The 26,891-nt window shown below is 68.9% G+C and carries 19 protein-coding genes; 8 read left to right on the forward strand and 11 right to left on the reverse strand.

Features of this window, described 5'->3' with window-relative positions:
• Window positions 1-44 precede the first annotated feature (44 nt).
• A complete protein-coding gene (locus DB31_RS33860) occupies window positions 45-1,094 on the forward strand; it encodes an ADYC domain-containing protein (RefSeq protein ID WP_044195751.1) in 1,050 nt (349 codons plus the stop codon).
• Here DB31_RS33860 and DB31_RS33865 read toward each other — a convergent pair.
• The 11 genes from DB31_RS33865 to DB31_RS33915 all read right to left on the reverse strand — a co-directional run bounded on the left by DB31_RS33865 (window position 1,041) and on the right by DB31_RS33915 (window position 11,913).
• On the reverse strand, window positions 1,041-1,670 hold the full coding sequence (locus DB31_RS33865) for a DUF5808 domain-containing protein (RefSeq protein WP_083969025.1): 630 nt from the start codon (window positions 1,668-1,670) through the stop codon (window positions 1,041-1,043). The genes DB31_RS33860 and DB31_RS33865 overlap by 54 nt on opposite strands.
• A gap of 301 nt (window positions 1,671-1,971) precedes the next feature.
• Entirely contained in the window at window positions 1,972-2,763 is a 792-nt protein-coding gene (locus tag DB31_RS33870; RefSeq protein WP_044195757.1) for a class I SAM-dependent methyltransferase, read from the reverse strand.
• Between the two features lie 91 nt (window positions 2,764-2,854).
• A complete protein-coding gene (locus DB31_RS33875) occupies window positions 2,855-3,550 on the reverse strand; it encodes an ABC transporter ATP-binding protein (protein ID WP_044195760.1) in 696 nt (231 codons plus the stop codon).
• Window positions 3,543-4,754, reverse strand: a complete 1,212-nt coding sequence (locus DB31_RS33880) for an ABC transporter permease (protein ID WP_044195763.1) — start codon at window positions 4,752-4,754, stop codon at window positions 3,543-3,545. Before DB31_RS33880 ends, DB31_RS33875 begins: the two co-directional genes overlap by 8 nt.
• Window positions 4,755-4,760: 6 nt before the next feature.
• Window positions 4,761-6,005, reverse strand: coding sequence for an efflux RND transporter periplasmic adaptor subunit (locus DB31_RS33885; RefSeq protein WP_052420469.1), 1,245 nt, complete (start codon window positions 6,003-6,005; stop codon window positions 4,761-4,763).
• An 87-nt stretch (window positions 6,006-6,092) separates the two neighbouring features.
• Window positions 6,093-6,839, reverse strand: coding sequence for a ZIP family metal transporter (locus DB31_RS33890; RefSeq protein ID WP_044195767.1), 747 nt, complete (start codon window positions 6,837-6,839; stop codon window positions 6,093-6,095).
• Window positions 6,840-6,872: 33 nt separating this feature from the next.
• Complete coding sequence (locus tag DB31_RS33895; RefSeq protein ID WP_044195769.1) at window positions 6,873-8,132, reverse strand: COG3014 family protein; 1,260 nt, start codon at window positions 8,130-8,132, stop codon at window positions 6,873-6,875.
• A 28-nt stretch (window positions 8,133-8,160) separates the two neighbouring features.
• Window positions 8,161-8,769 (reverse strand): penicillin-binding protein activator LpoB, encoded by a 609-nt coding sequence (gene lpoB, locus DB31_RS33900; protein ID WP_044195771.1) that lies wholly within the window; start codon window positions 8,767-8,769, stop codon window positions 8,161-8,163.
• Between the two features lie 13 nt (window positions 8,770-8,782).
• Complete coding sequence (locus DB31_RS33905; RefSeq protein WP_044195774.1) at window positions 8,783-9,610, reverse strand: hypothetical protein; 828 nt, start codon at window positions 9,608-9,610, stop codon at window positions 8,783-8,785.
• Window positions 9,611-9,614: 4 nt separating this feature from the next.
• Window positions 9,615-10,187: a hypothetical protein gene (locus tag DB31_RS33910; RefSeq protein ID WP_044196050.1), complete on the reverse strand. Its 573-nt coding sequence runs from the start codon at window positions 10,185-10,187 to the stop codon at window positions 9,615-9,617.
• Between the two features lie 109 nt (window positions 10,188-10,296).
• Window positions 10,297-11,913, reverse strand: coding sequence for a mechanosensitive ion channel family protein (locus tag DB31_RS33915; protein ID WP_044196052.1), 1,617 nt, complete (start codon window positions 11,911-11,913; stop codon window positions 10,297-10,299).
• A gap of 176 nt (window positions 11,914-12,089) precedes the next feature.
• Between DB31_RS33915 and DB31_RS33920 the strand changes: the two genes are divergently transcribed.
• From DB31_RS33920 to DB31_RS33950, 7 genes are all read left to right on the forward strand, one after another.
• Window positions 12,090-12,473: a response regulator gene (locus tag DB31_RS33920; RefSeq protein WP_044195777.1), complete on the forward strand. Its 384-nt coding sequence runs from the start codon at window positions 12,090-12,092 to the stop codon at window positions 12,471-12,473.
• Window positions 12,473-14,014, forward strand: a complete 1,542-nt coding sequence (locus DB31_RS33925; protein ID WP_044195780.1) for a multiheme c-type cytochrome — start codon at window positions 12,473-12,475, stop codon at window positions 14,012-14,014. The genes DB31_RS33920 and DB31_RS33925 overlap by 1 nt, the downstream gene beginning before the upstream one ends.
• Before the next feature lie 144 nt (window positions 14,015-14,158).
• Window positions 14,159-16,075, forward strand: a complete 1,917-nt coding sequence (locus DB31_RS33930; RefSeq protein WP_044195782.1) for a LysM peptidoglycan-binding domain-containing protein — start codon at window positions 14,159-14,161, stop codon at window positions 16,073-16,075.
• A gap of 24 nt (window positions 16,076-16,099) precedes the next feature.
• Window positions 16,100-17,521 carry an FAD-dependent oxidoreductase gene (locus tag DB31_RS33935; protein WP_044195785.1) on the forward strand — a complete coding sequence of 474 codons (1,422 nt, stop codon included), beginning with the start codon at window positions 16,100-16,102 and terminating at the stop codon, window positions 17,519-17,521.
• Window positions 17,522-17,563: 42 nt separating this feature from the next.
• Window positions 17,564-20,911: an AAA family ATPase gene (locus DB31_RS33940; protein ID WP_044195788.1), complete on the forward strand. Its 3,348-nt coding sequence runs from the start codon at window positions 17,564-17,566 to the stop codon at window positions 20,909-20,911.
• On the forward strand, window positions 20,908-24,369 hold the full coding sequence (locus DB31_RS33945; protein WP_044195791.1) for an AAA family ATPase: 3,462 nt from the start codon (window positions 20,908-20,910) through the stop codon (window positions 24,367-24,369). The genes DB31_RS33940 and DB31_RS33945 overlap by 4 nt, the downstream gene beginning before the upstream one ends.
• Window positions 24,370-24,373: 4 nt before the next feature.
• Complete coding sequence (locus DB31_RS33950) at window positions 24,374-26,674, forward strand: AAA family ATPase (protein WP_044195793.1); 2,301 nt, start codon at window positions 24,374-24,376, stop codon at window positions 26,672-26,674.
• Window positions 26,675-26,891: the final 217 nt, after the last annotated feature.

Genomic DNA, 26,891 nt, shown 5'->3' on the forward strand with positions numbered 1-26,891 from the left:
ACTCTCCCAGGCAGCTCCACTCCTGCCGTCAGAAAGAGGTTCCCATGAAGAGCTCGCTGATCCTGCTCCTATGTCTCCTGGCCAGCACCTCCACACGAGCCGCTGTCCCCGAGCGTCCCAAGCCTGCGCGGCCCGCGCCCTGCCAGGGCCAGACCCACCCGCGCACCTCCTGGCCCCAGGGCACGATGCTCTGGGGAACCGCACGCCAGACGTCCGAGGACGCGATGAGCAGCGTGCTGACGTCGGTCTACCTGGACGGCCTTCTCCTGAAAGGCGCTCCGCGCCAGAGCGCGAGCTGGGAGAAGGGCCAGCTGACCGTACCGGGACTCGAGCCCGCGCAGCTGGCTGGAGCCCTGCTGCGCGGCACCGCCAGTGACGGAGCGTCCGTGGAGGTGGCCCTCTGTGGCGCGGAGCGCTCGGCGGAGAATCCGGCGTTGCTCTGGTACCAGATCGAGCTCTGGAACCCTCGCACGTCCTCCTGGGAGAACCCGTGCATCGCCACGGCGCGGGTGCCTTCGCCCCGGGTGCTGGCCGTGAACGACCTCTGGGATGCCACCGGGGCCTCCAAGCATGTGGAGGGGCAGTTCACCTTCGCGTGTGAGAATGGCGCCATCGCCAAGTGCGTCCGCTGGGGCTACACGCCCTGGGAATCCAAGGACGGGCGCTCAATGCGGGAACTGCACCAAGCGTGCACGCGCATGGCGCGGGCGGACTATTGCGGCAACGGCCGCAGCCACACCCGCGAGGACACCCCTCTCGATATCTACGACAGCCTCTCGGTTCTCGCCCGGACGCGCGAGCTCTCGTCCGCCTGGGATCCGGCGCGCGCGTCATTCGAGGCGGCGTGGACGCCCGACGGCGCCGCCTGCCTCTCGCGGACACGGGATGGGCGGGCCCTGGAGACCCTGCGTCAGGAGTGCCCTGAACTCTTCGAGGAGAAACCGAGAGACCTTGGAGAGGGCGACCAGTGCACCTGGGTGCGCAAGGGCTCGCACGAGGAGGAGGCGCTGCTGCGCAACCGCTCCTATGCGCCGGCCTCGCTAGCCGGAGACCACGAAGGCCACGACGAGCGTCACGATCGCGGGCATCAGTAGCAACCCCAGCAGAAGCCACGCGGCGGGATGGGCGAAGTTCAAGGTCCAGCCGATCCCCACCAGTTTGGGAACCCAGAGCCGGCGGTCCTCGGGGTTGCGATAGAGGAACGCTCCATACCCCTTTGGCAGGGACTCGCCCTCGGCCTTCATCTGCTTCATGGCCACGGCGAGCCCCCGTCCCCCCGCTACCAGCGCCAGCGCGATCGCCCCAAAGCACACTCCCAGGACGACCCGCGGTGAGGGCGGACTCGACGAGGGCAGCAGCACCGCCAGGAGCGCAACGATTCCCACCACTGCGATGGACACCCAGCGCACGATGTTGCCGCAGGCGTGCGCAAGCTGGGGGAATCGCGTCCGGCTCGTGCGCTCGATGGCCACAGCTATCAGCTCAAGGAAGAGGGCCAGTCCCACTCCGAACAGGAGCGGCCCGAAGACCCCTCCGAACGTCTTCGTGGCCCAGCCGTTCGGCACGCCTCTGGGACCCCAGTGCACCACCCACCGTGCCGGGAGCGCGTCCCATCGGCTGGCGAGCCACGCCGCCGCCGCTATCAGCATCGCTAAAGGCATGAAGCGCATGCCGGGCCCTCCTAAGGTTCTCGTCAACAATGGCGCGTCCCCGCGCCGCGACGCCACCCTGGCTGGCCAGCGGGGGAGCCCCACCCCGCAAATGTTAAAGCGCGGAAGGAGCGGCCCCTCCTTCCGCGCTTCAGTCCCCCCCGGCTGCTATGCACCTGGTGAGAGGCACATGGGATTTTTTCCATGCGTTACTTGTGCCAAATCGACCTGGGTACCGTGCTGTTCCGGAAATCAGGGACTTGAAGACGGGGGTAAAAAATGACCACCTGACGAGTTTCGTCACAAGGTGACGCAAGCAGCGTCAGGAAGTGACGCCAGGCTGGAGGATGAAGACCCGATCCAGCCGGGTGCTCCCTCGACCGAGCGGCTCCTCCAGACGATAGTCGAAATCATAGGTGGCCAAAAGGTTCAGCCCCGCCAAGCGGAAGAGGCGCCGCGCCTGGGGCCCGTCGTAGGTGCGGAAGAACCACTCGGTCTCGATGAGCATGTCCTTGCCCGGCCCGGTAATCCGCAGGCGGTTGCGCATCGGCGAGCGGCGGCGACGGCGATCCGGCAGCCCCTCGCGGGTGTTGCAGACCACGGTGTCCCGGCCGACTCGGCCCACCCAGCGCTCGCGCTCGAAGGTGGTTCGCGGGTACTCGGTGAGATGGAAGCCGAGCACGTACACCCCCTTCGGCTTGAGCAGCCGCCGGGTGCTCTCCAAGTGCGCGCGGGCGGCAGCCTCGCTGTCCAGGTAGCGGAAGGTGGACACGAGGTTGAAGGCCAGGTCCACCCGGCCCTCCAGCTCGGGTGCGGAGAACGACTCCATGCGGGACTGAGAGAGGCGGATGCGGCGCCGCTGCGCTGGAGTCAGGCGCCGACGGGCGTGCGCGAGCATAGGCTCGGAGATGTCATAGCCGACGATCTCGAGCCCTCGGCGCGCGGCCTCCGCAACGAGCCGCCCGGCGCCACAGGCTGGCTCGAGCCACAGCGAGCCGCCGGTGCCATACTGCTGGTTCACCCCGAGCAGGAAATCCATCTCCTTCTCGGTGTCGGTGCCGAAGATGGCCTCGTAATACTTGGGGTGGGTGTACCAGTCGGAGCGTCGTTCCATGGGGTGCCGGGCCGGAGCGGCGCGCATCCTCCAGCCCGGCGGGCCGAAAGCCAAGGGGCTCGTGGTGAGATGGGCTCTCGGCCTCCCGGGCTCAGTGCGCTACCGGCTCATCCCGGCGGATGCGGCCGTCGACGATCTCGATGATGCGGTCACACCGCTCGGCCAGCCGGGGATCGTGCGTGACGATGAGGAAGGACGTTCCTTGCTCCACGTTGAAGCGGCGCAACAGCTCGAACACCTGCACCGAGGTCCCTGTATCGAGGTTCCCCGTGGGCTCGTCCGCCAGCACCAGCCGCGGCGACGTCACCAGCGCCCGCGCGATGGCCACCCGCTGCTGCTGCCCTCCCGAGAGCTTGCTGGGAGGCGACTCCGCGCGCTCGCCGAGCCCCACCGCCCGGAGCAGAGCCAGGGCCCGCTCCCGCATCTCGGGCGTCGGGTAGCCCTGGTCCGCCAGCAGCGGCATCATCACGTTCTCCACCGCGGTGAAGGCGCCCAGCAGGTGGTGGAACTGGAAGATGAAGCCCAGCGATCGCGCCCGCATCCGCGCCAGCCCGTCGTCATCCAGCTTAGAGGTGTCCTGCCCCTGGATGAGCACCTGTCCCTCGGTGGGCCGGTCCAGCAGCCCGATCAGGTTGAGCAGGGTGCTCTTCCCCGAGCCGGACGGGCCCACCAGCGCCGCGAACTCGCCCGGCCTCAGCGTCAGGTCCACGCCGAAGAGCACACGGGTGACGACCTCCTCCCCGTAGTCCTTGGTGACGCCTCGGAGCTGGAGGACGGGCTCAGCCATTGCGGATCACCACCGCGGGATCCAGCCGCGAGGCCCGCCGCGCCGGGACGACCGCCGCCACCAGCCCTGTCACGAGCGCCACGCCTGCCGCCGTGAGGAACAGCCCCGGCTCCAGAGTGATGGGGAACAGGGGCGAGCCATCCGGGTTGCGCGCGATCGCCGTGAAGAAGAGCGCCAGCCCCGAGCCCATCGCGCTGCCCAGCACCGAGCCCACCACGCCCACCACTGCTCCCTGGATGAGGAATACCCGCATCACCTTGGAGGTGGCCGTGCCCATGGCCTTGAGGATGCCGATCTCCCGCGACTTCTGGACCACCGACACCACCAGCACCGAGGCAATGCCCAGCGCCACCGCCACGATGACGAAGAACTGGATCATGTACCGCGAGCTGCTCTGCGAGCGCAGCGCCGTGAGCAACTGCGCGTTCAGCGTCATCCAGCTCTCGGCCACCAGCCCCGTGCGCCGCTGCAGCTCATCCGCGAGCCCCTCCGCGCCGAACAGGTCCGTCACCTTCAGCTCCAGCGACGACACCCCGCCCATCAGGTCCAGCAGCGTCTGCCCCGAGCGCAGCGGCACCAGCACCCAGCGCCCGTTCACGTCCTTGTTGCCCAGGTCGAAGATGCCGGTGATGAGGAACGTGTCCGAGCGCCCCTCCGCCGTGGACAGCCGCAGCTTGTCCCCCACCTCCAGCCCGAGGTCCTTCGCCAGTTCCTGGCCAATCACCGCCTCGGAGCCGCGCAGCCGCCACGCGCCCGCCACCAGCCGCGACGGCACGTCGATGACCTGCGAGAACGGCTCCGGCTCCACGCCCCGGATGGCCACCGACCGGCTCGCCGTGCCTCGGGCCGCGAAGCCCGGCCCGGACACCACCGGCGCCACGGCTTCCACCCCGGGCGTGCGCTCGAGCAGCTCGCGCACCTGCTGCCACTGATCCACGGACCGCAGCCGCTGCGCGGGCCGCACCACCTGGAGCAGGGACTCCGGAGAGCGCGTCAGCGGCCGTGCCACCTCCTCCGGCGCCCGGACAATGATGTGCGGCTGAGAGCCCAGCGTCTTCGCCACGAGGCTGGCCTGGAGCCCATCAATCAGCGCGGAGAGGAACACGATGACCGCCACCCCCACCGAGGCTCCCGCGAGGATCAACACCGTCTGGGCCCGGCCCTCCCGGAGGAAGCGCAACGCGACGAAGAGCTCGAACGGCATGTCCCCTCACCGCCCCTCTCGCACCCGTGGCCGCACCCGCTGGCCCGGCAGCAGCTTGGAGGACGTCAGGACGAGCTCGCCCTCGGCCAGCCCCTGTACCACCTCCACTTGCTCCTCGCCTCGCAGCCCCAGCGTCACGTCCTTGCGCACCGCTCGCCCATCCTGAGGGACCAGCACCCATGGCTGCTCCGAGGCCGTGTCCCTCACCCCCTCCGTGGGCAACAGGAGCGCGCGCTCCTTTCGCCCCACCTCGATCTCCACGGACACCGTCATCCCCGGCCTCAGGTAGCCCGGTGGCTGCGGCACCGCGAGCTTCACCTCCACTGTGCCCCGATCTGGATCCACTGACGGCGCCACCGTCTCCACTGTCGCGGCGAAGCGCTCCTTGGGGAATGCATCCGCGGACGCCTGCGCGGGCTGTCCCTTCTGGAGGAAGGCGAGGCTGCGCTCATCCGGCTCCACCGTGAGGCGCGTCTCCCCCACCCGGGCCAGCGTCAGCAGCACCCGGCCCGGCTGCACCGAGTCCCCCGGCTCTACCTGCCGTCGCAGCACCACCGCGCGCACCGGCGCCCTCAGCGTGGCGTCGTCGAGCCGCTCCTGGGCCGCCTTCAGCTCCGCCTCGGCCTGCTCCACCCCAGCCTCCACGAGCCGGACCTCGGCTCCCCCTTGAGCGCTGGCGGTGGCCTGGGCCTGGACGCTCGACAGACGGCTGCGCGCCACCTCTCGCGCGCTCTGGGCCTGCTCGAGCTGCTCCTGCGTCAGGGCGCCCTCCTCCCGCAGCTTCTGGGCCCGCTCGAAGGCGCGCTCTGCCTGGTCCCGCTCCAGCTCGGCCTGCCGGACGGCCTGCGCCCGCTGTGGCGCGCTCACATCCAGCAACTGCTTGAGCCGAGCCCGAGCCTGGAGGACTCCGGCGCGAGCGCGAGCCACGTCCGCCTCCAGCGTGGCGGACTGCAGCTTCAGCATCAGCTGACCGGGCTCCAGCTGGGCGCCCTCCTCCACCGCCACCGTCTCCACCGTCCCGGAGAGCACACTGGCCACGGACACCAGCGCTGGAGGAGAGGCCCGCCCGCTCACGACAATCCGGTGGACGAGAGGCCCCGAGCGGACGCGCAGGGCCTCCACCTCGGCTCCTCGCAGCGAGCGGGCCACCCCAAAGACGGCCAAGAGTCCCACCACCATGAGCAGCCCCGTCCCGAGCGGGTGCTTCCGCGCCCACCTCGTCAGCCTGGAGCCCCCAGTGTGCAGCGCCATGACGTGTGTCCGCTCCTCCTCTGGAAGGAGCCTGGAACATAACGGCCCTCGAAGCGGCTTGCCCTCACCTTTGGGGTAGATGCCGTCTCAGTGTTCCGTAAAGCGCGCCAGCGCGAGCATCAGCAGCAGGCCGCCAAAGAGCGCCACCAGGTTGCGCCCCTGCCGCTCCTTGCCGTGCCGGCTGACGTGCGGGAGCAGATCCGACACGGCGATATAGAGGAAGGTGCCCGCCGAGAACGCCAAGGCCCACGGCGAGAACTTCTCGATGCGCAGCGCCGCGTTCGAGGCGAAGTAGAGCCCCGCCCCCACCGGCACCATCAGCCCATAGAAGGTGGAGTAGCCCAGGATGGCGGAGGTGCTCTTGCCCTCGGACTTGAGGATGGAGGCCAGCGACAGCGAGGACGGCACCTTGTGCGAGACGATGGCGATGAAGGCCATCAGCCCCACGCCCTCGTTCACCGCCGAGCCCAGCGCGAGCCCATCAATCAGCGTGTGCACCGAGAGCCCCACGAGCGCGGCGAGCCCCAGCCCGTGGTGCGCGTGCTCCGTGCAGTTCAGCGGCTCCTCGCAGGTGTGGGAGAGGAAATAGCGCTCCAGCACCACCAGGAAGACGAACCCCGCGGGCACCAGCGTGAAGGACGGGTAGCCCCCGCTGTGGAAGGCCTCCGGGAGCATGTGGAAGAAGGCCGCCCCCAGCATCACCCCGGCGGCGAACGCCAGGAATGTCACCAGCCGGGTGGCCCGCTCAGTAAACACCACCACCATCGCGCCAACGAGCGCTCCCAACAGGATGATGAACGAGTAGGTGGCGACCGTGGCCACGACCGGCGACATTGGGGCGCGGACCCTACATCAGATGGAACGGGTTCAGTAGTAGCGCCTCATCACCACCAACGAAACCCGCCCCGGACGGACCTCCACTTCACGCGAAGTCACCCTCCCGGCGTACTCCACCTGGACCTGGTGCCTGCCTGCGGGCAGCCGGAAGCGCGCGAGCTGGAACTCGGCCGGCAGCGACAGCCAGGAGCGCAGGTCCGGCTCGTTGGCCAGGTTGAGCAGCAGGAACGTCAGGTAAGCCACCTCCTTGCTCTGGGTCGCCGCCCCTGCCCCCGCCGCCAGCCCTCCCTTCACCAACGCCCCCGCCAGCTGCTTCGCCACCATCCGGCCCACCCGGTCCTCCAGGTGGACCTTCGCCACGGTGCTCAGGGACGTCACCGTCACCGTCCCTTGCCAGTCACCGCCCACACTCACCTGCGCCCGGGCCGTGCTGCTCCGGTCCCGGTACACGGGCACGGTGATGAGCTCCACGGCATTCGGCGCGTAGGGGCGGTTCATGGACTGCTTCTCCGGCGAGAGCCCCGCCTCCACGACGACCACCACCTGCCCCTCTTCCGGCCCGAGCGGCTCGTGAGACAAGCCTGGGAACCTCTGGAGCAGGTCCTGGTACACGTCGTCCCGGCCCGTCTTCTTCGCCAGCCGGAGCAGCGGCTCGCCCAGCGCGCCCAGCCGGGGCTCCAGTTCGAGCGCCTTCGCATAGTCGATGTACGCCGAGTCCCACTCGCGCTGGTCCTCGTACAGAACCCCGCCAAGGTAGCGCGCGATGGCGAGCTGCTCGTACGGCTTCTTCTCCTCGACCACCATCCTCCGCAGCCGCTCGTTGACGCGGCGGACCTCGACGAGCGCGTCCTCGTCCCTCCCCAGCTGCGCGTAGTTGAGCGCCTGGAGCACGGAGATCATCAGCTTCTCGAAGTCCTCGCCCCGGTAGGCCCGCTGGCGCTCGTTGCTCAGCAGCGCGCCCGCCTCCTCGCGGAGGGAGATGCCATCCAGCTCCCGAGACAGCCGGTCCGCCTGCCCCAGCACCTGGATGCTCTCCTCCCAGCGCCCGGCGGAGTGCAGCACCATGCCCCGGTCCAGCAGCACCAGCAGCTGGTCATTCGGGTTCCCGTGCTCGCCCTCGTGGTCCAGCAGTTCCAGGGCGCGCGGGTAGTTCTCCGCCTGGTAGGCCTCGCGGATGCCGTGGGTGCGCGCCACGTAGTCTCCCGCGCACCCCACCAGCAGCAGAGGCCCCAACAGCATGAGCAGCCCCAGCACCTGAAGGTGTGGGCTCCTGCCGAGGCGACGGGGCATGTGGCTCACCCAAGCCCTCGGCGGCGCGTCACCAGCCCACGGCCCGGCGCTCGAACTTCTTGCGGATCTGCTTCTCGTCCGTCCACTCGATGAGGCCGTTGCGCACGTTGTTCAGCTTCGCCGTCATCTTGTAATAGACGAGCTTGTCGTTGCCGACCTCCTGGATGATGGAGGCCAGGTCTCCCGTCATGATGAAGTCCACGGACACCTGCTGCCCCGGACCCTTGGCCTGGTTCGGGTCCACGTAGCCAGACCCCTGGTACTCGTACTCCTCGGCGATGTCCCAGCGCGCTTGCTGGTCCACCAGCGCGAACCGGCCCGTCTGCGCCAGCGCCGTCTGGATCTTGTCCCCCAGCGAGCGCATGTCGATGTGCTCCGAGGTGCTGTTCTTCAGCTTGCCCACCAGGACGATGGGCAGCCGCTGCGGGTCCGTCTGGGCGAAGCGCGGCGAGTTGGACAGGGACTCGGCCATCTTCTTCGCGATGAGCTGCAGGTCGTTCTCGTTGAACTCGTCCGACAGCATCTCGATGGTGTTCGGATCCTCGTACGTGCCGCGGGTGTACGCACGGGGGCCGCCCACGTAGCAGGCGCTGAGCATGGCGGCGAGGCTGGCGGAGACGATGAGTCGCGTGTTCATGGGGCGTGCTCTCCTAGTTCCATTCGCATTCGAAGCGGCTGCCCTCGAAGCGCCACTTGTAGCCAAGCACCGCGTCCTGCCGGTACCCCGCCGTCAGCCGGCAGAGGCTCTGTAACGAGGAGCGCGGGTACTCGAAGGTGTAGAGCTGGGCCTTGGCCCGCTCCTGCGCGGTGAGCTCCGAGGGGTGCGTGAGCGTGGGCTTCGCGCTGGCGGCCACCATCACCCGGTGCGGACCATACGTCTTCAGCGGCACGCTCCCCGGCAGTTGGATGCGGCGCACCGTCCGCGCCCGGAGGATGTCGCTGCGGTCCACCATCGTGTCGTGCGCGTTCTGGTTCGACAGCAGCTCCGGGATGTTGAGGCTCAGCACCCGCGTCACGTCTCCGTCCTCCACGAAGAAGTAGAGGAAGGCCTCGCGCGCGCCGCGGCTCTCGCCCGTGAAGTCCAGCGTCACCAGCAGGTTCAGCGCCCGGTTGGGCGGCAGCGAGTGCAGCGAGATGGCCGACAGCACGTCCGCGTGCACCCCGGCCTGCTTCAGCCGGATGAGCCCGTCCGCGCTGGCGTCACAAGCGCACCGGCGCTCCTCGATCATCTTCACCAGCTGCGCGGACGAGAAGCCGGCCTTGGACAGCTTGGCCACCTCCTCGTCCGTGAGCGGCAGCTGATCCGAGCGCTCGTAGATGCGCGGCAGTTGTTGCGAGTTCCACTCGATGAGGTTGAGGGTCTGCACCTCGCCCGTGGGGAACGGCAAGGTGGGCACCACCGTGCCGCGCGAGGAGGTGGCGTTCGGCGTCTGGCCGGTGGTGAGCGCAAGCGCGGCAAGCAGGGCGTGGACAATCATGGCGCTAGAACCTGTACCCAAGGCTCATGAAGACCCGGTGCGTGTTGTTCCGTCCGTCGGACCAGGCTGGCAGCGGAATATCGAGCGCGTACGCGAGCCCGAGGAGGATGTCGTCCCGGGGCCCGAGGAGCAGATCCGCGCCCACCTGCGGCGAGAGCCCGAAGCGCGGGCCCACCTCGGGGATGAAGATGGCGCCCGCCTTGAGGCCCGCATGCAGGCTCAGCGGCCAACCGTAGGTGCGGAAGCGCGGGCCCACCAGCAGGTTCAACCGTCCGCCGTCCAACACATAGGCTCCGGAGAAGTCGAGCTGGTACCAGTCATCGCCCCAGAAGGAGCCCGTGGCACCGATGAAGAGCGGCGGGCCCTCGGGCGCCCCCGCAGGCGACGAGCCCTGATTGATGGCCGCGCCCCAGTTGAACTCCAGCGAGAACTGGCCGCCGTTCAGATCCTGGTAGCCACCCTTGCCGTACTCGGATCCTTCTGGGCCATCCGTGCGGCCTCGCTCCTGGGCCCCGACGGAGAGGGGCAGGAGGGCCACCAGCGCAACAGCTCCCCACACTCTGGCATGACGCTCCACCACGGCAGACTCCAGTGACGAAGGTAGGACTTCTTCGGCCCACGACGCTCCAGCACCGGTCTTATTCATGCGGCGCGTGCACGGGGACAAGACAACTTTCGGCCGGTTGTCACGCCCGAGGCGTTGTGCCCGGCCCCGTGCCTGCCTGCTCGCCCTGAATGACCACCTGCCGCGATGAGCTGCGGACCGTGGGCAGCCACTCCGACCGGCCTCGCAGGAAGACGATGAGGCGCTCGCGCACCAGGCACCGCAAGTCAAACAGCTTGCCCGGATTCGGGGCGCTCACCAGCGCTCGCACCGAGAGGGTCTTGTCCAACACGTCCACCACCATCACATTCTGGACCTTGCCATCCCACAGCTCGCGGCCCTCGTTCTGCAGGATGCGCAGCAACTCCGCGCGCAGCGCGTCGATGTCCGTGGAGTAGTCCACCTGCAGGAGCACCGGGCCCAGCAGGCTTCCGTTGGCCCGGGTCCAGTTCTGGAAGGGCTTGTCCAGGAACATGGTGATGGGGACGATCAGCCGGCGCTCGTCCCACACCTGCACCACCACATAGGTGAGGGTGATCTCCTCCACAGTGCCGAACTCGTTCTCCACCACCACCTTGTCACCCAGGCGGATGGGCTGCGTCACCGACAGCTGGATTCCCGCCAGCAGGTTGGAGATGGACTTCTGCGCCGCGAGACCGATGACCAAGCCGGCGAGTCCCGCCGAGGCCAGCAGTGACACGCCCACGTTGCGCACCACCTCGAACTGCATGAGCAGCAGCGCCGCCGCGACAATATAGGTGGCCACCTCGAAGACGCGCCGGAGCACCGCGAACTGCGTGCCCAGGCTGCGCAGCCGCGCCACATCGTGGGTCGTGTCGGTGACCTTCTGCTGAAGATAGACGGTGGTCGCCTTCAGGAAGCGCAGGATGAACCACGCCACCGCCACGATGACCAGCGAGTAGCAGATCCGCTCAAACGCCCTCCTGGCCGACGGAGGCAGCAGAAGGAAGGAGGTGCCCAGCGCCACCAGCGCCGCGTAGTACGGCATGCGCAGCGGCCCTCGGCCTGCGTTCACCACCGAGTCGTCCCAGCCCATGTGGGTCCACCGGGCCACCCGCATCGCCGCCGCGATCGATATCCGCTCCAGCAGCGACGCCAGCACCCACCCCGCCACCAGCGTCACCACCAGACCCAGCCACTGCCACGGCTCCAGCCCCAGCACCGGGCGCTCGAAGAAGACCGCTGGCAGCGTGTCCGCCAGGATGGGCCCATAGGCGTCGAACAACTTGTCCACCTGCTTCACCGTGGCCTCGGTGAACACCCACACCAGCGCACCATCCTCGCCCCCCGCCACCCGCTGCAGGCGGATGGGCACCACCACCCCGTCCAGCGGAATGGTGCCGATCTGATCGAAGCGGGGGTCGGTCTCGTCGCCCTCGGGCGCCTTGCTCAGCGTGGTGAGGTCCACCGGGAGCTTGCGATCGAGGACGAACTTCAGCCGGCGGGCCAGCTGGGGGCCTCGCTCGGCCTGCTCGGCCCTCGGGATAAAGTCCAGGTCCAGGTAGTGGGCGGACCGCTTGTAGTCCCCCGCATGCGAGGCCTCCAAGAAGCCCTGGACGGCCGCCTGCGGTGTTTGCCGCTCCACGGTAGGTGGAGGTGCACCCAGGCCCGTATTGAGGGCCCAGGCCGGAAAGGCCGCGATCACGAGAGCACAAAAGACAGGGAGAGCGCGGTACATGGCCGCTTTCATTACTCCTTTGTCGCGACTTTGCCCGCAATCTTCAGCCGGGGGGGCCCCCTCGAAGCGTATGCCTGTGGACACGGCAAGGGGGGCGGCGGGCGAACAGCCGGGCGGAAAGCCGTGGTGCCTTGGGGGACGGTAAGTTAGAACGGGGCTCCAAGGGGAAGGCCGCCGTGCACGAGAAGCGAAGAATCCTCCTCATCGACGACAGCGAAATCACCCTCGCCATGGAGAAGGCCGTTCTCGAGGCGCGAGGCTATGAGGTCGTGGCCACCTCGACGCTGATGGAGTTCGAGAAGACGCTGCGAACGTGGCGGCCGGACCTCATCCTCACGGACATCCACATGCCCGAGGCCAAGGGCACCGACATCTGCCGCACGCTCAAGAACGAGTACGGCACCCAGGACATCCCCATCATCCTGTTCTCCAGCCTCCCGGACGACGAGCTGTCCAAGCTGGCCGAGCAGGTGGGCGCCGATGGCTCGCTCTCCAAGGTGAACGGGCTGGAGGCCATGGGCGAGAGAGTCGACGAGCTGGTGCAGAGCATCCTCTGGTGATGCGGCAGCTCGCGGTCCTCGCGCTGGCAATGGTGGTGACCTCGGGGTGCAAGCGCTCCCCGGACGCCGTGCCGGATGCGGCTCCGGCGGCACAGGCTCCAGCTCCCAAGGAGGACAGCTCGGGCGCGGTGCTCCTGTTCTCCGCGGACACGCGCGGCTACCTGGGCCCCTGCGGCTGCAGCGAGAACATGCGCGGCGGCATCGACCGGGCGGCCCTGCAGGTGATGGAGACGCGCAAGGGCTCGCGGCCCGTCCTTTATATCGATGGAGGCGACAGCCTCTTCGGTGAGCCCACGCTCGCCCCCGCCCAGGTTCCCCAAGAGGAGCTCAAGGCGAAGACGCTCGCGGAGGCCATGAAGCGCATGGGCCTGGCTGTCCGCGCCACGGGCGAGCTGGATGACGTGCGCGGCGTGACCTTCCGCCAGAGCCTGGGCCTGCCGGAGCTGCCTCCCGGCGGCGTGAAGCTGCTGCCTGCCGGGGCTCGTCAGGTGGGCGTGGTGGCCGCGCAGGATGCGGCACAGCTGGTCCAGGGCAGTGCCGAGGCTCGCAAGCAGGGCGCGGACTTCGTGGTCGCCCTCTTCCACGGCACGGTGGCCCAGGCGCAGGCAGCAGCCGAGCAGCCCGGGCTGGAGGCGAACTTGATTCTCGCCACCCACACCGCCTCGGAGTTCAGCGGCGAGGAGCACAAGCGGGTCAACGCCACCGTGCCGGTGGTGGGCCTGCAGAGCAAGGGCCGCGAGCTGCTGCGCGTGGACCTGAGCTACGGCCCTCAGAAGGGCCCCTTCGCTCCCGTGAAGTCTCAGGACGAGACAGACCGTGAGGCGGCTGCGCTCGACCAGCGCATGGCGATGATCAACAAGGAGATCAACCTCCCGGGCATCGATCCCCAGCTGCATAAGCTCAAGCAGGCCAAGCTGGAGGAGCTGGTGGCGCGCAAGCAGCAACTGCTGACGCAGCCCATGGAGATCCCCACGGGTACCAACTCCTACTCCGTGCGCTTCCTCCCGCTGGAGTCCAGCCTGCAAGGCCAGCCCGAGGTAAAGGCCCTCATCACCGAGTACGACCGCGAGGTGGGGAAGCTGAACCTCACCTGGGCGAAGGAGCACGGGCAGGACTGCCCCGCGCCGAAGAAGGGCGAGGCGGCCTTCGTGGGCAGCAAGGCCTGCCAGGAGTGCCACCAAGAGGCCTTCCCCGTCTGGGAGCAGTCCAAACACAGCCACGGCTGGGCCACGCTGGAGGAGAAGGGCAAGCAGTTCCACCTCAACTGCGTGAGCTGCCACGTCACCGGCTACGAGCAGCCCGGAGGCGTCTGCCGCCTGGACAAGGTGGCGGGCCGCGAGAACGTGGGCTGCGAGAGCTGCCACGGCCCCGGCTCGATCCACGCCGAGGATCCGACGCCGAAGAACATCGTCCGCAGTCCCGGGCGTGAGCTGTGCGTCACCTGCCACAACCCGGAGAACTCGCCCCACTTCGACTTCGCCACCTACCTCCCGCGCGTACTGGGTCCGGGGCACGGGGCGGCGTCCAGGGGACCAAAGTAGGCTCGGCTTCTTCTGGCGGTGAATTTCCCGGGCTGCTAATGCCTGCTCGGGAAGCAGCCCGCCGGGTTGCTTGTTTGACCGTCAAGAGAAATATCGGAAACTTGGGTTTCCTCCTGCTTCACGGGCCTCGCCCCCAGGGTCTCCATGCCGTCTCTCTGCCTCATGCTGGTCACCCTTGCTGTCTCGGCCTCCCCGTCCAAGGAAGAGCTGCCCCCCATGCCTCCCCCTCCCGCCGGCATGCACGTGCTGGAGCCGGAGGAGAAGAAGCAGCTGCTGGGCAGCGCCGCCGGTGAAGAGCCCGGAGAGCCCGAGGAGGCCAACGAAGAGGTCGAGTCCGAGTCCGCCGAGTTGGAGGAGATGCGAGCCCTGGAAGGCGCCTCTCTGGACCCGGGAGCGAAGCCCAACGCGGCGGTGCTCCAGTCGCTGCGGCGGCTGGGCCTGGCCAACCCCCTGCGCCTGCGCATGCTGGACGCGCTGGAGGAGCCCACCTTCCGCGAGGACGACACGCCCGAGGAGCTCGCCCTCATCACGGACCTCCAGAACTTCGACGTGGCGCAGATCCAGGACCGCTACGACATCCCGTTGGACATGCAGCCGCTGGTGGCCCAGTACATCCACTTCTTCCAGGGCCCGGGCCGCAAGTGGTTCCGCAAGTGGGTGTCGCGCTCCACGCGCTTCCTTCCGGTGATGCAGCCCATCCTCGAGCAGAAGGGCCTGCCACGCGACACGGTGTACCTGGCGATGATCGAGAGCGGCTTCTCCGCCAACGCCTACTCGTGGGCGCACGCCGCTGGGCCGTGGCAGTTCATCTCCAGCACCGGGAAGATGTACGGCCTGCGCCAGGACTTCTGGGTGGATGAGCGGCGCGATCCAGTCAAGGCCACCCATGCCGCCGCGGCCTACCTCAAGCAGCTCTACTCCGAGCTGGGCCACTGGTACCTGGCCTGGGCCGGCTACAACACCGGCGGCGGGCGCGTGCGGCGGATGATGGACCGGCACGGCACCTCGGACTTCTGGGCGCTGTCCCAGGAGAAGGGCTTCGCCAAGGAGACGCAGCACTACGTGCCCAAGCTGATCGCCGCAGCCATGATTGCCAAGAACCCCAGCGCCTTCGGCTTCCGCGACGACGAGTTCGAGTACGAGCCCCCGCTGGAGTTCGACGAGGTAAAGCTGGTGGACGCCACGGACCTGGACGTCCTCGCCCGCGCCGCCGGGGTGAGCGTCAAGGACGTGCAGGAGCTGAACCCGGAGCTGCGCCGCTGGTGCACGCCTCCCGCCTCGGAGAAGCAGCCGTACATGCTGCGGCTGCCCAAGGGCTCCGGCGAGCCGTTCGCGAAGAACTTCAAGCAACTGTCGCCCAGCGAGCGCCTGGTCTTCCGCATCCATAAGATCCGGCGCGGCGACACGCTGTCCAAGATTGCCGTCGAGTACGGCACCGCGGCCGAGGCCATCCTCCAGTTCAACAAGCTGAAGAGCGCTCGCACGCTGCGCGTGAACGCGGAGCTGGCCATCCCCGTGCCCGCCAGCCGCGGCGCCTCGGCGGTGCTGGAGCGCAAGGTGGCCCAGGCCCGCCGCAGCGGCGTCACCGTGCTGCGCCCCGAGGAGGAGATCCCCGCTGGAACGCCCCGCGCACCGGTGGCCACCGGCCCCATCAAGACCGAGGTCATCAACGGCCGCACCCGTGTCACCTACGGTGTGCAAGACGGCGACAGCCTGTGGGCTATCGCCCAGCGCTTCAACGTGTCGGTGGACGACCTGCGGCGTTGGAACGAGCTGCCCCGTAGCAAGCGCGGGCTGAAGATTGGCACCGTCATCGAGGTGTGGCCGGGCAATGCGCCCGCTCCGCAGGTGCAGGAGCGCTCGGGCACGGTGGTGGCCTCCACCCAGCCCGCGAAGCCCGCGAGCAGCGCCTCCAAGGTGCACACCCTGGCCGCGGGAGAGACGCTCTGGTCCGTGGCCCAGCGCTACGGCGTCACCGTCGAGGACATCCAGCGGTGGAACAACATCAAGGACCACCGCAACATCCCCGCCGGGAAACAGCTGGTGGTGGCCGCTCCGTAGAGACGCCGCATATATAATGAGGGGATGGATTCCACGTCCCCCGTCCCTCAGCGCCTGTCCGGCAAGCGGGCTGTAGTCATCGGGGGGAGCATGACGGGGCTCGTGACGGCCCGAGTGCTCTCCGATCACTTCGAAGAAGTCACCCTCATCGAGCGCGACGTGCTCGGCGACGAGCTGACCACCGCGCGCAAGGGTGTGCCCCAGGGCCGGCACCTGCACATCCTGCTGGCGCGGGGCGAGCAGATCCTGAGCCAGCTGTTCCCGGGGTTCGTCCCCGGCCTCGTCCAGGAGGGGGCGGAGCTGCTGGACTTCGGGCGGGACCTGGCCTGGTTCTTCTATGGCTCGTGGCTGGTGCGGACCGATGACAGCCTCCCCATGATCTGTGTGAGCCGTCCCCTGCTCGAGGCCCATGTGCGCCGGCGCGTGTTCGCCACCCGGGGCGTGCGCAAGCTCGATGGCCATGAGGTCTCCGGGCTTCGGACCACGCCGGACCGCCAGCGCGTGACGGGCGTCACCGTGCAGCGGCCCGGGGACCCATCCTCCGCCGAGGCGCTGGAGGCGGACCTGGTGGTCGAGGCCAGCGGCCGGGGCTCCCGGCTGCCCACGTGGCTCGAGGGCCTGGGGTACCCTCGGCCGGAAGAGACGAGCATCGAGATCGACCTGGGCTACGCCACCCGGCTGTACCGCCAGCCCTCGCCCTCGCCGTACCCGTGGAAGGCGCTCTACGTACAGGACGCGACCCCGAGCCGCCGGCAGGGCGTCATCACCCCCGTGGAGGGAGGGCGATGGATCGTCACCCTCGCGGGCATCCTCGGGGAGCATCCCCCCCGGGACCCACAGGGCTTCCTCGACTTCGCCAAGAGCCTGCAGCACGACGAGCTCTACCGCGCCGTGTCCTCGGCCGAGCCGCTGTCGGACATCGAAGTCTATCGCTTCCCGGCGCACCTGCGGCGCCACTACGAGCGCTTGCCCCGGTTCCCAGAGGGGCTCGTCGTCGCGGGAGATGCCAGCACGAGCTTTAGCCCCACCTTCGGCCAGGGAATGTCCGCCGCGTGCCTCACCGCGATGGCGCTCGACCAGGCCCTGGTGGCTCAGCGCCAACGCCGCGGCCCCGGGAACCTCACCGGCCTGCCGCGCCACTACCACTCGGCCGCCGCGAAGGCCACGCTGCAGCCCTGGCTGCTGGCCTCGGGCGAGGACTTCCGCTTCCCCGAAGTGAAGGGCCAGCGGCCGCTCAGCTTCACGATGATGCGGTGGTTCGTGAAGCACCTGCTCCGCGCCGCGAGGACCGACGCCGTGGTCTACAAGCGCTTCATGCGCATCACCCACCTGCTCAGCCCGGTCGAGGAGCTGCTCGACCCTCGCGTGCTGGTGCGCGTGATGCGGGCTCCAGACGTGAGCTCGACCGGCGAGCCCTTCGCCTCCACTCTGAAGAAGACGGGCTAGCTGCGCGCCACGGAGAGGGCGACGTCATAGGATGGCCTCGCTATGGCCGCCTCTGACGTCTCCGGGACCCTCGACTTCGCCACCCCGCTCCTCTGCCTACAGCTCTGGAACGGGAACCACCAGGCGTTCCCTGTCGCCGCTCCGGCGCTGACCAGCCATGGGAGCAGCCAGGAGGACTGTCTCTCCGAACAGCGGCTCTTCCTGGAGGACTACCTCTCCCGCGCCGAGCCGGATGTCCTCGCCCACTTCGCCATGCCCGGGCAGGCCCGCGTCGAGCTGATCGAGGTGCTGGCCCCTCGCGCCGATCTGCCCAAGCGCCTCTTCAAGCCGAACACCCTCGAGCTCATCGCCGTGGTGGTGCCGCTGGCCCAGGAGACCTGGGTGTTCGTCCCGGCGCTCGACCACACCGTCTACGTGGCCAAGAACCAGGACCTGCTGGAGACCGTCCGCGCCGACGTGGAGCGGCTCCTGGCCGCCCGCGAGCCGACCTCCCACGAGTACCTCCGGCTGCTGCCGCCCAAGTCCGTGTCCCTGGAGACGGTCCAGCTCAAGCTCCGGCGCCACGATGTGTCTGGCGAGAAGGCAAGGCAGGCCAAGAAGAAGCTCCAGGAGAAGCTCCAGCGCGAGCGGGCCCACGAGATCCTCCTCTCCGTCTCCACGCAGCTCCACGAGCGCGACGAGGCCAAGCGCGGCCCTCCGCTCATTGGCCGGGACACCGAGCTGGCGCTGGTGACGAGCCTGTTCAGCGGAGAGAAGCGGCAGGGCGTGCTGCTCGTCGGCCCGGAGCTGGCGGGGAAGACGGAGCTGCTCTACGCCTGGCTCCGCGCCGAGCGGAAGGCAGGCCGGGAGCGGCGGGTGTACGCCACGAGCGGCTCGCGGCTCATTGCCGGCATGTCCGGCTTCGGCCAGTGGCAGGAGCGCGTCCTCCGCGTGATGCGCGCGGCGCAGGACCTGGACGCCCTGCTCTACTTCGAGAACCTGGGGGAGCTGCTCGCGCAGCACTCCACCGAGTCCATCGACCTGCCCGGCGCCATGAAGCCCTTCCTGGAGGAGGGCAAGGTCCGGTTCATGGGCGAGCTCGCGCCGGAGTCGCTCGATCTGCTCGAGAGCCGGCACCCGGGCCTGTTCGCCACGTTGACGCGCGTGCGCCTGGAGCCCTTGAGCGCGAAGGCCACCTGTGAGGCCCTGCGCACCCGCGTGGCCTGGCAACGGAAGATGGAGCCCACGCGGCCAGCCCTGGCCGACAACGCCGTGGAGCCGCTGGTGGAGCTGGCCGAGCGCTATCTCCCCAGCCGTGCACTGCCCGGCAAGGCGCTCAGGCTCTATGAGGAGATGCGCGCGGGCCTCCAGCAAGAGCGCACGGGTGATGGGAAGGTCCCGGAGCTCACCCGCGAGCGCGTGTACTCGCTCTTCAGCCTGAAGACGGGCGTGCCCGAGTTCCTGCTGCGAGAGGATCGCGCGCTCCTGGCGGGGGATGTGGAGGCGTACTTCCGGCGTCAGCTCATCGGCCAGGAGCTGGCGGTGCGCCGCGTCGTGGAGACGCTGTGCATGGTGAAGGCCGGCTTGCAGCCCCAAGGCAAGCCGCTGGCCACGTTCCTCTTCGTGGGCCCCACGGGCGTGGGCAAGACCGAGCTGGCGCGGCTGCTCGCCACCTTCCTCTTCAACTCGCCCGAGCGCCTGTTCCGCTTCGACATGAGCGAGTTCATGGACGGCTGGTCCGCGGACCGGCTCATCCGAGGCACCGACCAGGGCGAGGGCCTGCTCACGCGGCGCGTCCGCCAGCAGCCCTTCTGCGTGCTGTTGCTGGATGAGATCGAGAAGGCGCACCCCGCCGTGTTCGATCTGCTCCTGCAGGTCTGCGGCGAGGGCCGGCTCACGGACTCCCGAGGGCGCACCGCCTGGTTCCACAACGCCCTCATCATCATGACGAGCAACCTCGGCGCGTCCCACCGCCGCAGCCCCCTGGGCATCGGCGCGTCCGCCGCGGATGACACCACGCACTACCTGCGTGAGGTCCATAAGCACTTCCGGCCGGAGATGATCAACCGCATCGATCAGATCATCCCCTTCCACGCGCTCACCTCCGAGCAGGTGTCCGAGGTGGCGCGGTTCGGCGTGGAGAAGCTGCGGCAACGGCGCGGCCTGCTCCAGCGGGGCATCACGCTCGACCTGCCGCCCGAGGCCACCACCGCCCTCGCCTCCTCCGGCTACCAGGAGGCCTACGGCGCCCGCGCCATGCGCCGCCACCTGGACCAGCAGCTCGTCGTGCCCGTGGCCCGCGCCCTCTCCTCGGCGGGACGTGAGGCGCAGGGCGGACGGCTGGAGATCACCGTGCGCGACGGAGGGCTCGACGTGCAGTTGCACAAGGGCAGCCCCAAGTCGGCTCGCAGCCAGATCGATGTGGTGCGCTCGCTCCAGAAGGAGCGCCGGGTCATCGACGCGATCTTCCGGCTCGACGCGGTGATTCAGCTCGAGGAGCAGATTGGCTTCCTGGTCGCCCAGCTCTCCCAGGGTGAACGGGACGAGAAAGGTCCTGGTTCGCTCTCGATCGCGAACCTGCGCGGCGAGCACCACCGCCTCGATGGGCTCTGGCGGAGCGTCCAGCAACTGCGCTCGGCGCTCGTGGCCGCCGAGGAGCTGGCGCTGCTGGCGCTGTTCGAGCAACAGGACGTCCAGCCCTTCGTGGAGGACGCCCAGCTTCAGATGCAGGCTCTCCGCCGGCACCTGCCCGCGGTGCTGCTCGCGCTTCAGCCCAAGCGGGACGACATCACCCTGATTGCCCAGGAGTCCGGCGAGACGCGGTGCCTCCACCGCTGGCTGGTGCCGCTGCTCGAGGACGCCCAGCGGCGCCGCTGGATTGTCGAAGGCCGTCCCTCCCTGACCAGCAAGAGCAGCGACCGCAAGCGCAAGTGGGACGAGCGGCTCGGCCCCGACTCCCTGCTGAAGCGCCTGAACTCTGGAGACGGTCTCCGCGAGGTGCTCCTCTCCGTGCACGGACCGAATGCGGGAGTGTTCCTGGCCCTCGAGGCGGGCGTGCACCGCTTCAGCGATACCGGGGAAAAGGACGACGTGCCCGTGCTCACCCTCCGGCCCGTGGCGATGCGCAGCACGCTCTCCGACAAGGAGCTGTCGCTGCCGGTCATCGCTCCACCCACGCCTCCTCCCCTCAAACAACTGCGGCTGATGCCGCCCGTGCGTGAGCACCTCCCTGATTCGTGGATCAAGCTGTGCGAAGGCACGGGCATCATCCGGCTCGACGGCAAGGACTACTTCCGGGACCTGGAGCTCATCCTCCTGGAACACATCACCCACGCGGAACGCTCTGACGGCCTCGACCGGGAGGGCCTCTTCTCCTTCGAGCTCGACGCGGTGAAGGAGGCCAAGCGATGAACCTCACCATCGCTGTCTACCAGAGCCGGGGGCCCTCCGGCCTCCAGTGGACCACGCTGGCGCTCGGGCCGCACACGCGCAGCCGCACGGGCAAGAGCACCGTCAAGCTGCAGCGCAAGCTCGTGGATGACCTGCGCACCATCATCGGCGAGCTGCCCGTGCGCGAGCTGGCGTACTTCCAGTTGCCGCGCGGCATCCGCCTGGAGCGCGTGAGGCTGGAGCTGGACTTCAAGCGCGTGCGCGCCGGAGCCGAGGTCTCCAAGGTCGCCGGCCTCTTCCCGCTCATCCTCGAGCCTCGCATGCGCACCCGCAGCGAGCCGATGACCATCGCCTACCACCCCTCGCGCCAGGACGAGTGGTTCCCCGTGGATCCCGGGCTTGGCCTCGAAGACCAGGCGAAGGCCTTCTTCACCCGCATGTGGGCGGGGATGGATCAGGGGACGCTCGATTCGCTGCGCTCCTCTCGCAAGGACAGCCTCCAGGCGGTCTCGTTCATCGCCCGGCCGAAGTCACTGCTGGACCAGCTCGGCAAGAAGAAGGGTCCCTGGGACGACCTCGAGATGGATGAACGGCTCGGCAAGAAGAAGCCGAAGCGAGGAGGGCTCCAGGTGCTCAACAACCTGGGCACGAACCTCACCGTCCAGGCCGCGGAGAACGCGCTCGACCTCGGCATGCCGCGCAGCCCGTACCGAGAGCAGCTCCAGCTCCTGCTGGGCGGCGAGCGCCGCACGCCCGTGCTGCTCGTGGGCCCTCCAGGCTGTGGAAAGCGGACACTGCTGCGGCGCTTCGTGGCCGAGCAGCTGGAGGCCGAGGACTTCCGCAGCCACCGCAACCTCGACAAGGTGACCGAGGTCTGGACCCTCGCGGGCAAGCGCATCATCGCCGGCATGAGCTACGTCGGCGACTGGGAGCAGCGCTGCCTGAAGCTCCTGGAGGACGCACGCGGAGGCCGGCGCATCCTCCTGATCGAGGACTTGCACGCGTTCGGCCGCATCGGCCGCTCGCGGGACAGTGACGCCAACCTCGCCCTCTTCTTCCAGGGGCCCCTGGCGCGCGGAGAGATCACCCTCGTGGGAACGGTGACGCCGGAGCAGCTCCAGCGGCTGGAGACCGACGCACCCTCCTTCGCTGCGCTCTTCACGCAGCTCCACGTGCGCCCCACGAGCTCGGACGAGACGCTGCGGATGCTGCTGCACGAGGCCCGGGAGCTGGAGCTGCGGAACCACGTCATCTGGGAGCCGTCGCTCTTCCCCACCCTGCTGGAGCAGGCCCACTCGCTCTTCGCGGGGGCGGCACTGCCAGGCAAGGCGCTCGATCTGCTGCGCGAGCTGGCCACGGACTACGGCGGGCAGGACATCGAGGTGGACTCCGGAGTGCTCTTCGAGCACCTCTCGCGCAAGACGGGGCTCCCGGACTTCCTGCTCCACCCCAACAAGCGGCTGGAGCCCGCCGAGGTCCAGACCAGCCTCTCGCGCAAGGTGATGGGCCAGCCCGCCGCCATCGAGGTCGCGAGCGATCTCATCGTGCGCATCCACGCAGGGCTCACCGATCCCCGGCGTCCCTATGGCGTCTTCCTCTTCACCGGTCCCACCGGGACGGGCAAGACCGAGCTGGCCCGAGCCATGGCGAGCTACCTCTATGGCGACCCCTCGCGCATGGCGCGGCTCGACATGGCCGAGTTCCAGACGCCGGATGCCGTCGCTCGGCTCACCGGTGACGCCTGGCAGCCCGAGGGCCGCCTGACGCGCCTCATCCGCGAGCAGCCCTTCACGCTCGTGCTGCTCGATGAGATCGAGAAGGCACACCCGGCCCTGCTCAACCTGCTGCTGCAGACCTTCGACGAGGGCCGGCTCACGGATGCCTCGGGAGAGACGGCGGACTTCACCCACACCGTCATCGTGATGACGAGCAACCTCGGTGCCCGTCAAAAGGCCATGGTGGGGCTCCGAAACCAGGATGCCCAATCCGTGGCGCTCGACTCCGACCGCGCGGTGCGTGAGTTCTTCCCGCCCGAGCTCTTCAACCGCATCGATCGCATCGTGCACTTCTCGCCGCTCTCGCGAGAGTCGGGAGAGAAGGTGGTGGAGAAGGAGCTCGCGCGGCTGCTGGCGCGGCGGGGCCTGACGTCACGCAACATCTTCGTGTCCGCGGACGACGCGGTGAAGCGGCGCATCGTCGAGGAGGCGTTCGATCCCACCCTCGGCGCGCGGCCGCTGAAGCGCTACCTGGAGGAGAAGGTGGGCCAGGTGCTCTCGGAGGCCATCATCCGGGGGCCCCAGGCGCTGATGCGGCTGTTCCAGCTCTACACCCGCGAGGACCGCTTCGAGGTCCAGGCCGACGCGCTCGTGCCCCGCGAACCCGCCGTCGAAGGGTTTGCCCTGGAGCCGCTCCTGACGCTGCCCGTCGCGAAGCTGCGCGAGAAGGTGCTGGAGGCCCGCGACGAAATCCAACGCATCCACCAGAGCGAGAACCTGGGCGCGCTGTCCGAGCAGATCCGTTTCCACCTCGCGAGGCTCCAGGCGGGAGAGCACGGCCACGCCGAGTCGCTCTACACACTGGACGCGATGCGGCTCTACCTGGAGGAGTTCGCCGGACGGCTGGAGGCCATGGCCCGAGCGCCGGAGGAAGAAGCGCGAGAGATGATCGAGGTCGAGCGCTTCGCGGACCGGGTACGGACTCCCGCGGATCGCTGGTCTCAGGCGACGCGCACCCGCCTCTTCGATCGGCGGGCCTTCGAGCCGGTGAAGTTCATCTCCCGCGAGCAGCTGCTGGACTCGCTGGCGGAGGTCTACTTCCTGCGCCGCATCCTGCAAGCCCTCTCCCGCTCCGATCAGCACGTCATCACGCTGGAGCTGCTACCACTCGGGCAGTGGCGGCAGGAGGGTGCCTCCGGCTCGCAGCTGGCGCTCTGGCTCGGTGACGCCTATGCGAGCGCTCGCGGCGAAGTGGAGAGCTTCGCCGCCCGCTTCCCCGGAGGGGCCTTCATCTCGGGTGGGCCTCGCGAGCTGCCCAACCTGCTGCAAGCGCCCCAAGAGCCCATCCACCTGGCCCTCAAGCTGGTGGGCCCGGGTGTGCGGTCCTTCTTCGAGGGCGAGGCGGGGCTCCACGTCTGGCAGTCCACCGGGCGCCTGCCGGAGATCGTCAAGGTGCGCGTCCACGACGAGCGCGCGCCCGCGCCGCTGGAGCTCATCACCCAGCACGAGGCGAAGCTCCAGGCCTTCCACAAGGCCCGCCAGGCCGGGGTGAGCCCGCTGCCAGAGAACCCCGAGGCCGCCGCCCCCGTGGTCCGCGCTTACCGCTTCGAGCCGCCCACTCGGACGGGCGCGGTCTCGACGCTCGAGCTGGATGACTACCTGCTCACCCACAGCGGCACGCACCGGGTCCGCACCCCGGGGGAGGCCCTGCCTGCCCTCTGGCGCCTGCGGATGACCCAGAACTCCTCGGACGGGAGCGCCTGAATCCATGAGCGACAAGAGCCTTCGCGTCTACTTCTCCATCCACCACGACGGCCGCCTCACCGGGCGGCTGCTGCCGGCCTGGGCCCGCTTCTTCGATGAGCCCGGTCCGTCCGCCTACGGCGCCAACGAGGCCGAGGTCTACGCGCTGCTGGAGACGCGCGTGCGGCAGATGCTGCTCGATGACGCCTCCGCGATGGAGCGCTTCCTGTGGGAAGAGCCCCTGCAGGCGAAGACGCTCACGGTGGAGATCCACCCCCAGACGACCCACAAGAAGCGGCCCGTGATTGGCAAGGCGCTGGTGCCGCTGAAGCTCACGTACGTCTACGGCAAGCTGGAGAGCGGCGCCTACCGCGTGCTGGTGCCTCGCTTCGGCTGGTCGTTCGTGCTGGAGGAGCTCTCCATTGCGCGCGAGGTGCTGCAGAACGCACTCGCCACGGCGCTGCTCGGTGAGCACCCCAAGGGCCTCTACGACTTCCGCCACGAAGGCGAGGAGTACGTCCAGAGCTGGGACCCGGGAGGGCTGGAGCCGTCCCAGCGGAACAGCGACACCGAGGAGTCCCATCCGGAGGTGCTCGAGCAGATCGGCGAGGAGATGACCTCGCGCGCGCTGGGCAGCCGGGCCCCGTCACTGGTCTACGACGCGGACACCCTGGAGCCCTGGCGCGTCTACGTCCTGCGCCAGCCGCCGCGCTCCATCCTCTTCGTCGGAGGCCCCGGCGTCGGCAAGACGGCGCAGGTGATGAAGATGGCGCGCTGGATCGCGGAGCGGCGGCGCGAGGACAAGGAGCGGCAGTATCCGAAGATTTGGCGCACCAGTGCCGAGCGCATCGTGGCCGGCATGGTCTACCTGGGCATGTGGCAGGAGCGCTGCCTGAAGATCATCGACGCGCTCTCGTACGAGAACCACTACCTCTATGTGGACCGGCTCACCTCGCTGCTGGCGCCGCAACCGGATGGCTCCTCGATTGGCGACTTGCTCCTGCCCGCCGCGCTCAACGAGGAGATCTCCCTCATCGCCGAGTGCACGGAGGCGGAATTCGAGCGCTGCCAGCGGCGCTTCCCGGAGGCCCTGCGCGCCTTCCGCGTCATCCGCATGGAGGAGCCCGCCTCCACCCAGATGCCGGAGCTGATGCGGCGCTACCAGGAGACCCGGCGCAGCCGCGTGAGCATTCACCCCATGGGCCTGCGGCAGCTCGTGGGCCACTTGGAAATGTTCCAGCGCGACACCCTCTTCCCGGGCAAGGCCTTCCGCTTCCTCGACTGGCTGGACCAGCAGGCCGAGCGCGGCAAGGCCAAGACGCTCTATCCGCGAGACGCCTCGGAGGCCTACGCGCGCTACACCGGCCTGCCCCTGCAGCTCATCAGCGACGAGATCCCCGCCGAGCAGTCCACGCTCTCGGCGCAGCTCGCTCAAGGCGTCATCGGCCAGGCGCGCGCGTGCGAGCAGGCTGCGGGGGTGCTCTCGCGCTTCAAGGCGGGGCTCAATGATCCCGACAAGCCCGTGGGCACGCTGCTCTTCGTGGGCCCCACGGGCGTGGGCAAGACGGAGCTCTCCAAGCAGCTCGCGCGCACGCTCTTCGGCCACGAGGACCGGATGATCCGGCTCGACATGTCCGAGTTCATGCTGCCCGGCTCGGCGCAGCGGCTGATGGAGGTGGGCCCCGGCATCACCAGCCTCGCCGAGCGGGTCCGCCAGCAGCCGATGTCGCTCGTCCTCTTCGATGAAATCGAGAAGGCGCACCCCGAGATCTTCGACTTGCTGCTCGGCATCCTGGGCGAGGGCCGGCTCACCGACAGCCTCGGGAGGCTGGTGGACTTCCGGATGACGGTCATCTGCATGACGAGCAACCTCGGCGTCGAGCAGTCCGAGCCCATGGGCTACGGCGCCGAGCGCGGCTCCGGTGACTTCTTGCGCGCCGTGCGCCAGGCGTTCCGGCCAGAGCTCTTCAACCGCATCGATCACGTCATCCCCTTCCGCCGGCTCTCCGAGGAGGACGTGCTGCGCATCGTTGACCTCGAGCTGGAGAAGGCGGCCTCGCGCGCGGGATTGCTGCGGCGCAAGCTGCGGCTGGTGGTGGAGTCGGATGCTCGCGCGTGGCTCGCGCGCCATGGCTATGATCCGAAACTCGGAGCGCGGCCGCTCAAGCGCCTCATCGAAGCCAAGGTGATGGCGCCCATCGCCGTGAAGCTCTCGGCCGACGCCGCACTCGAAGGCGCCATGCTCCCCGTCGTCGTCGCGGGCAGCCCGGCGGAGCAGCAGCTGGCACCGGACTTCCGCGCGCTCGCGACCGTGCTCGGCGCGTGAGTGAAATGTTTCAGTAGCCCGCGAGCCTACGCGAGCGTGGATGCGCCCACCGCAGCGCGCATCCGCGTATCGCGGGAGTGCCGCGACCACAGCCACTCCCCACATGCAGTGAACACGCGCTGTGCTCCAAGTCGGGTGCGAAGGCGCGCACCCGTTTGCGTTGCGATCGCGATGGAAACTTCGCGCCACGAAGTGATGACGCTCGCGCGCAATGATC

The organism is Hyalangium minutum (assembly GCF_000737315.1).
Classification (GTDB): Bacteria; Myxococcota; Myxococcia; order Myxococcales; family Myxococcaceae; genus Hyalangium; species Hyalangium minutum.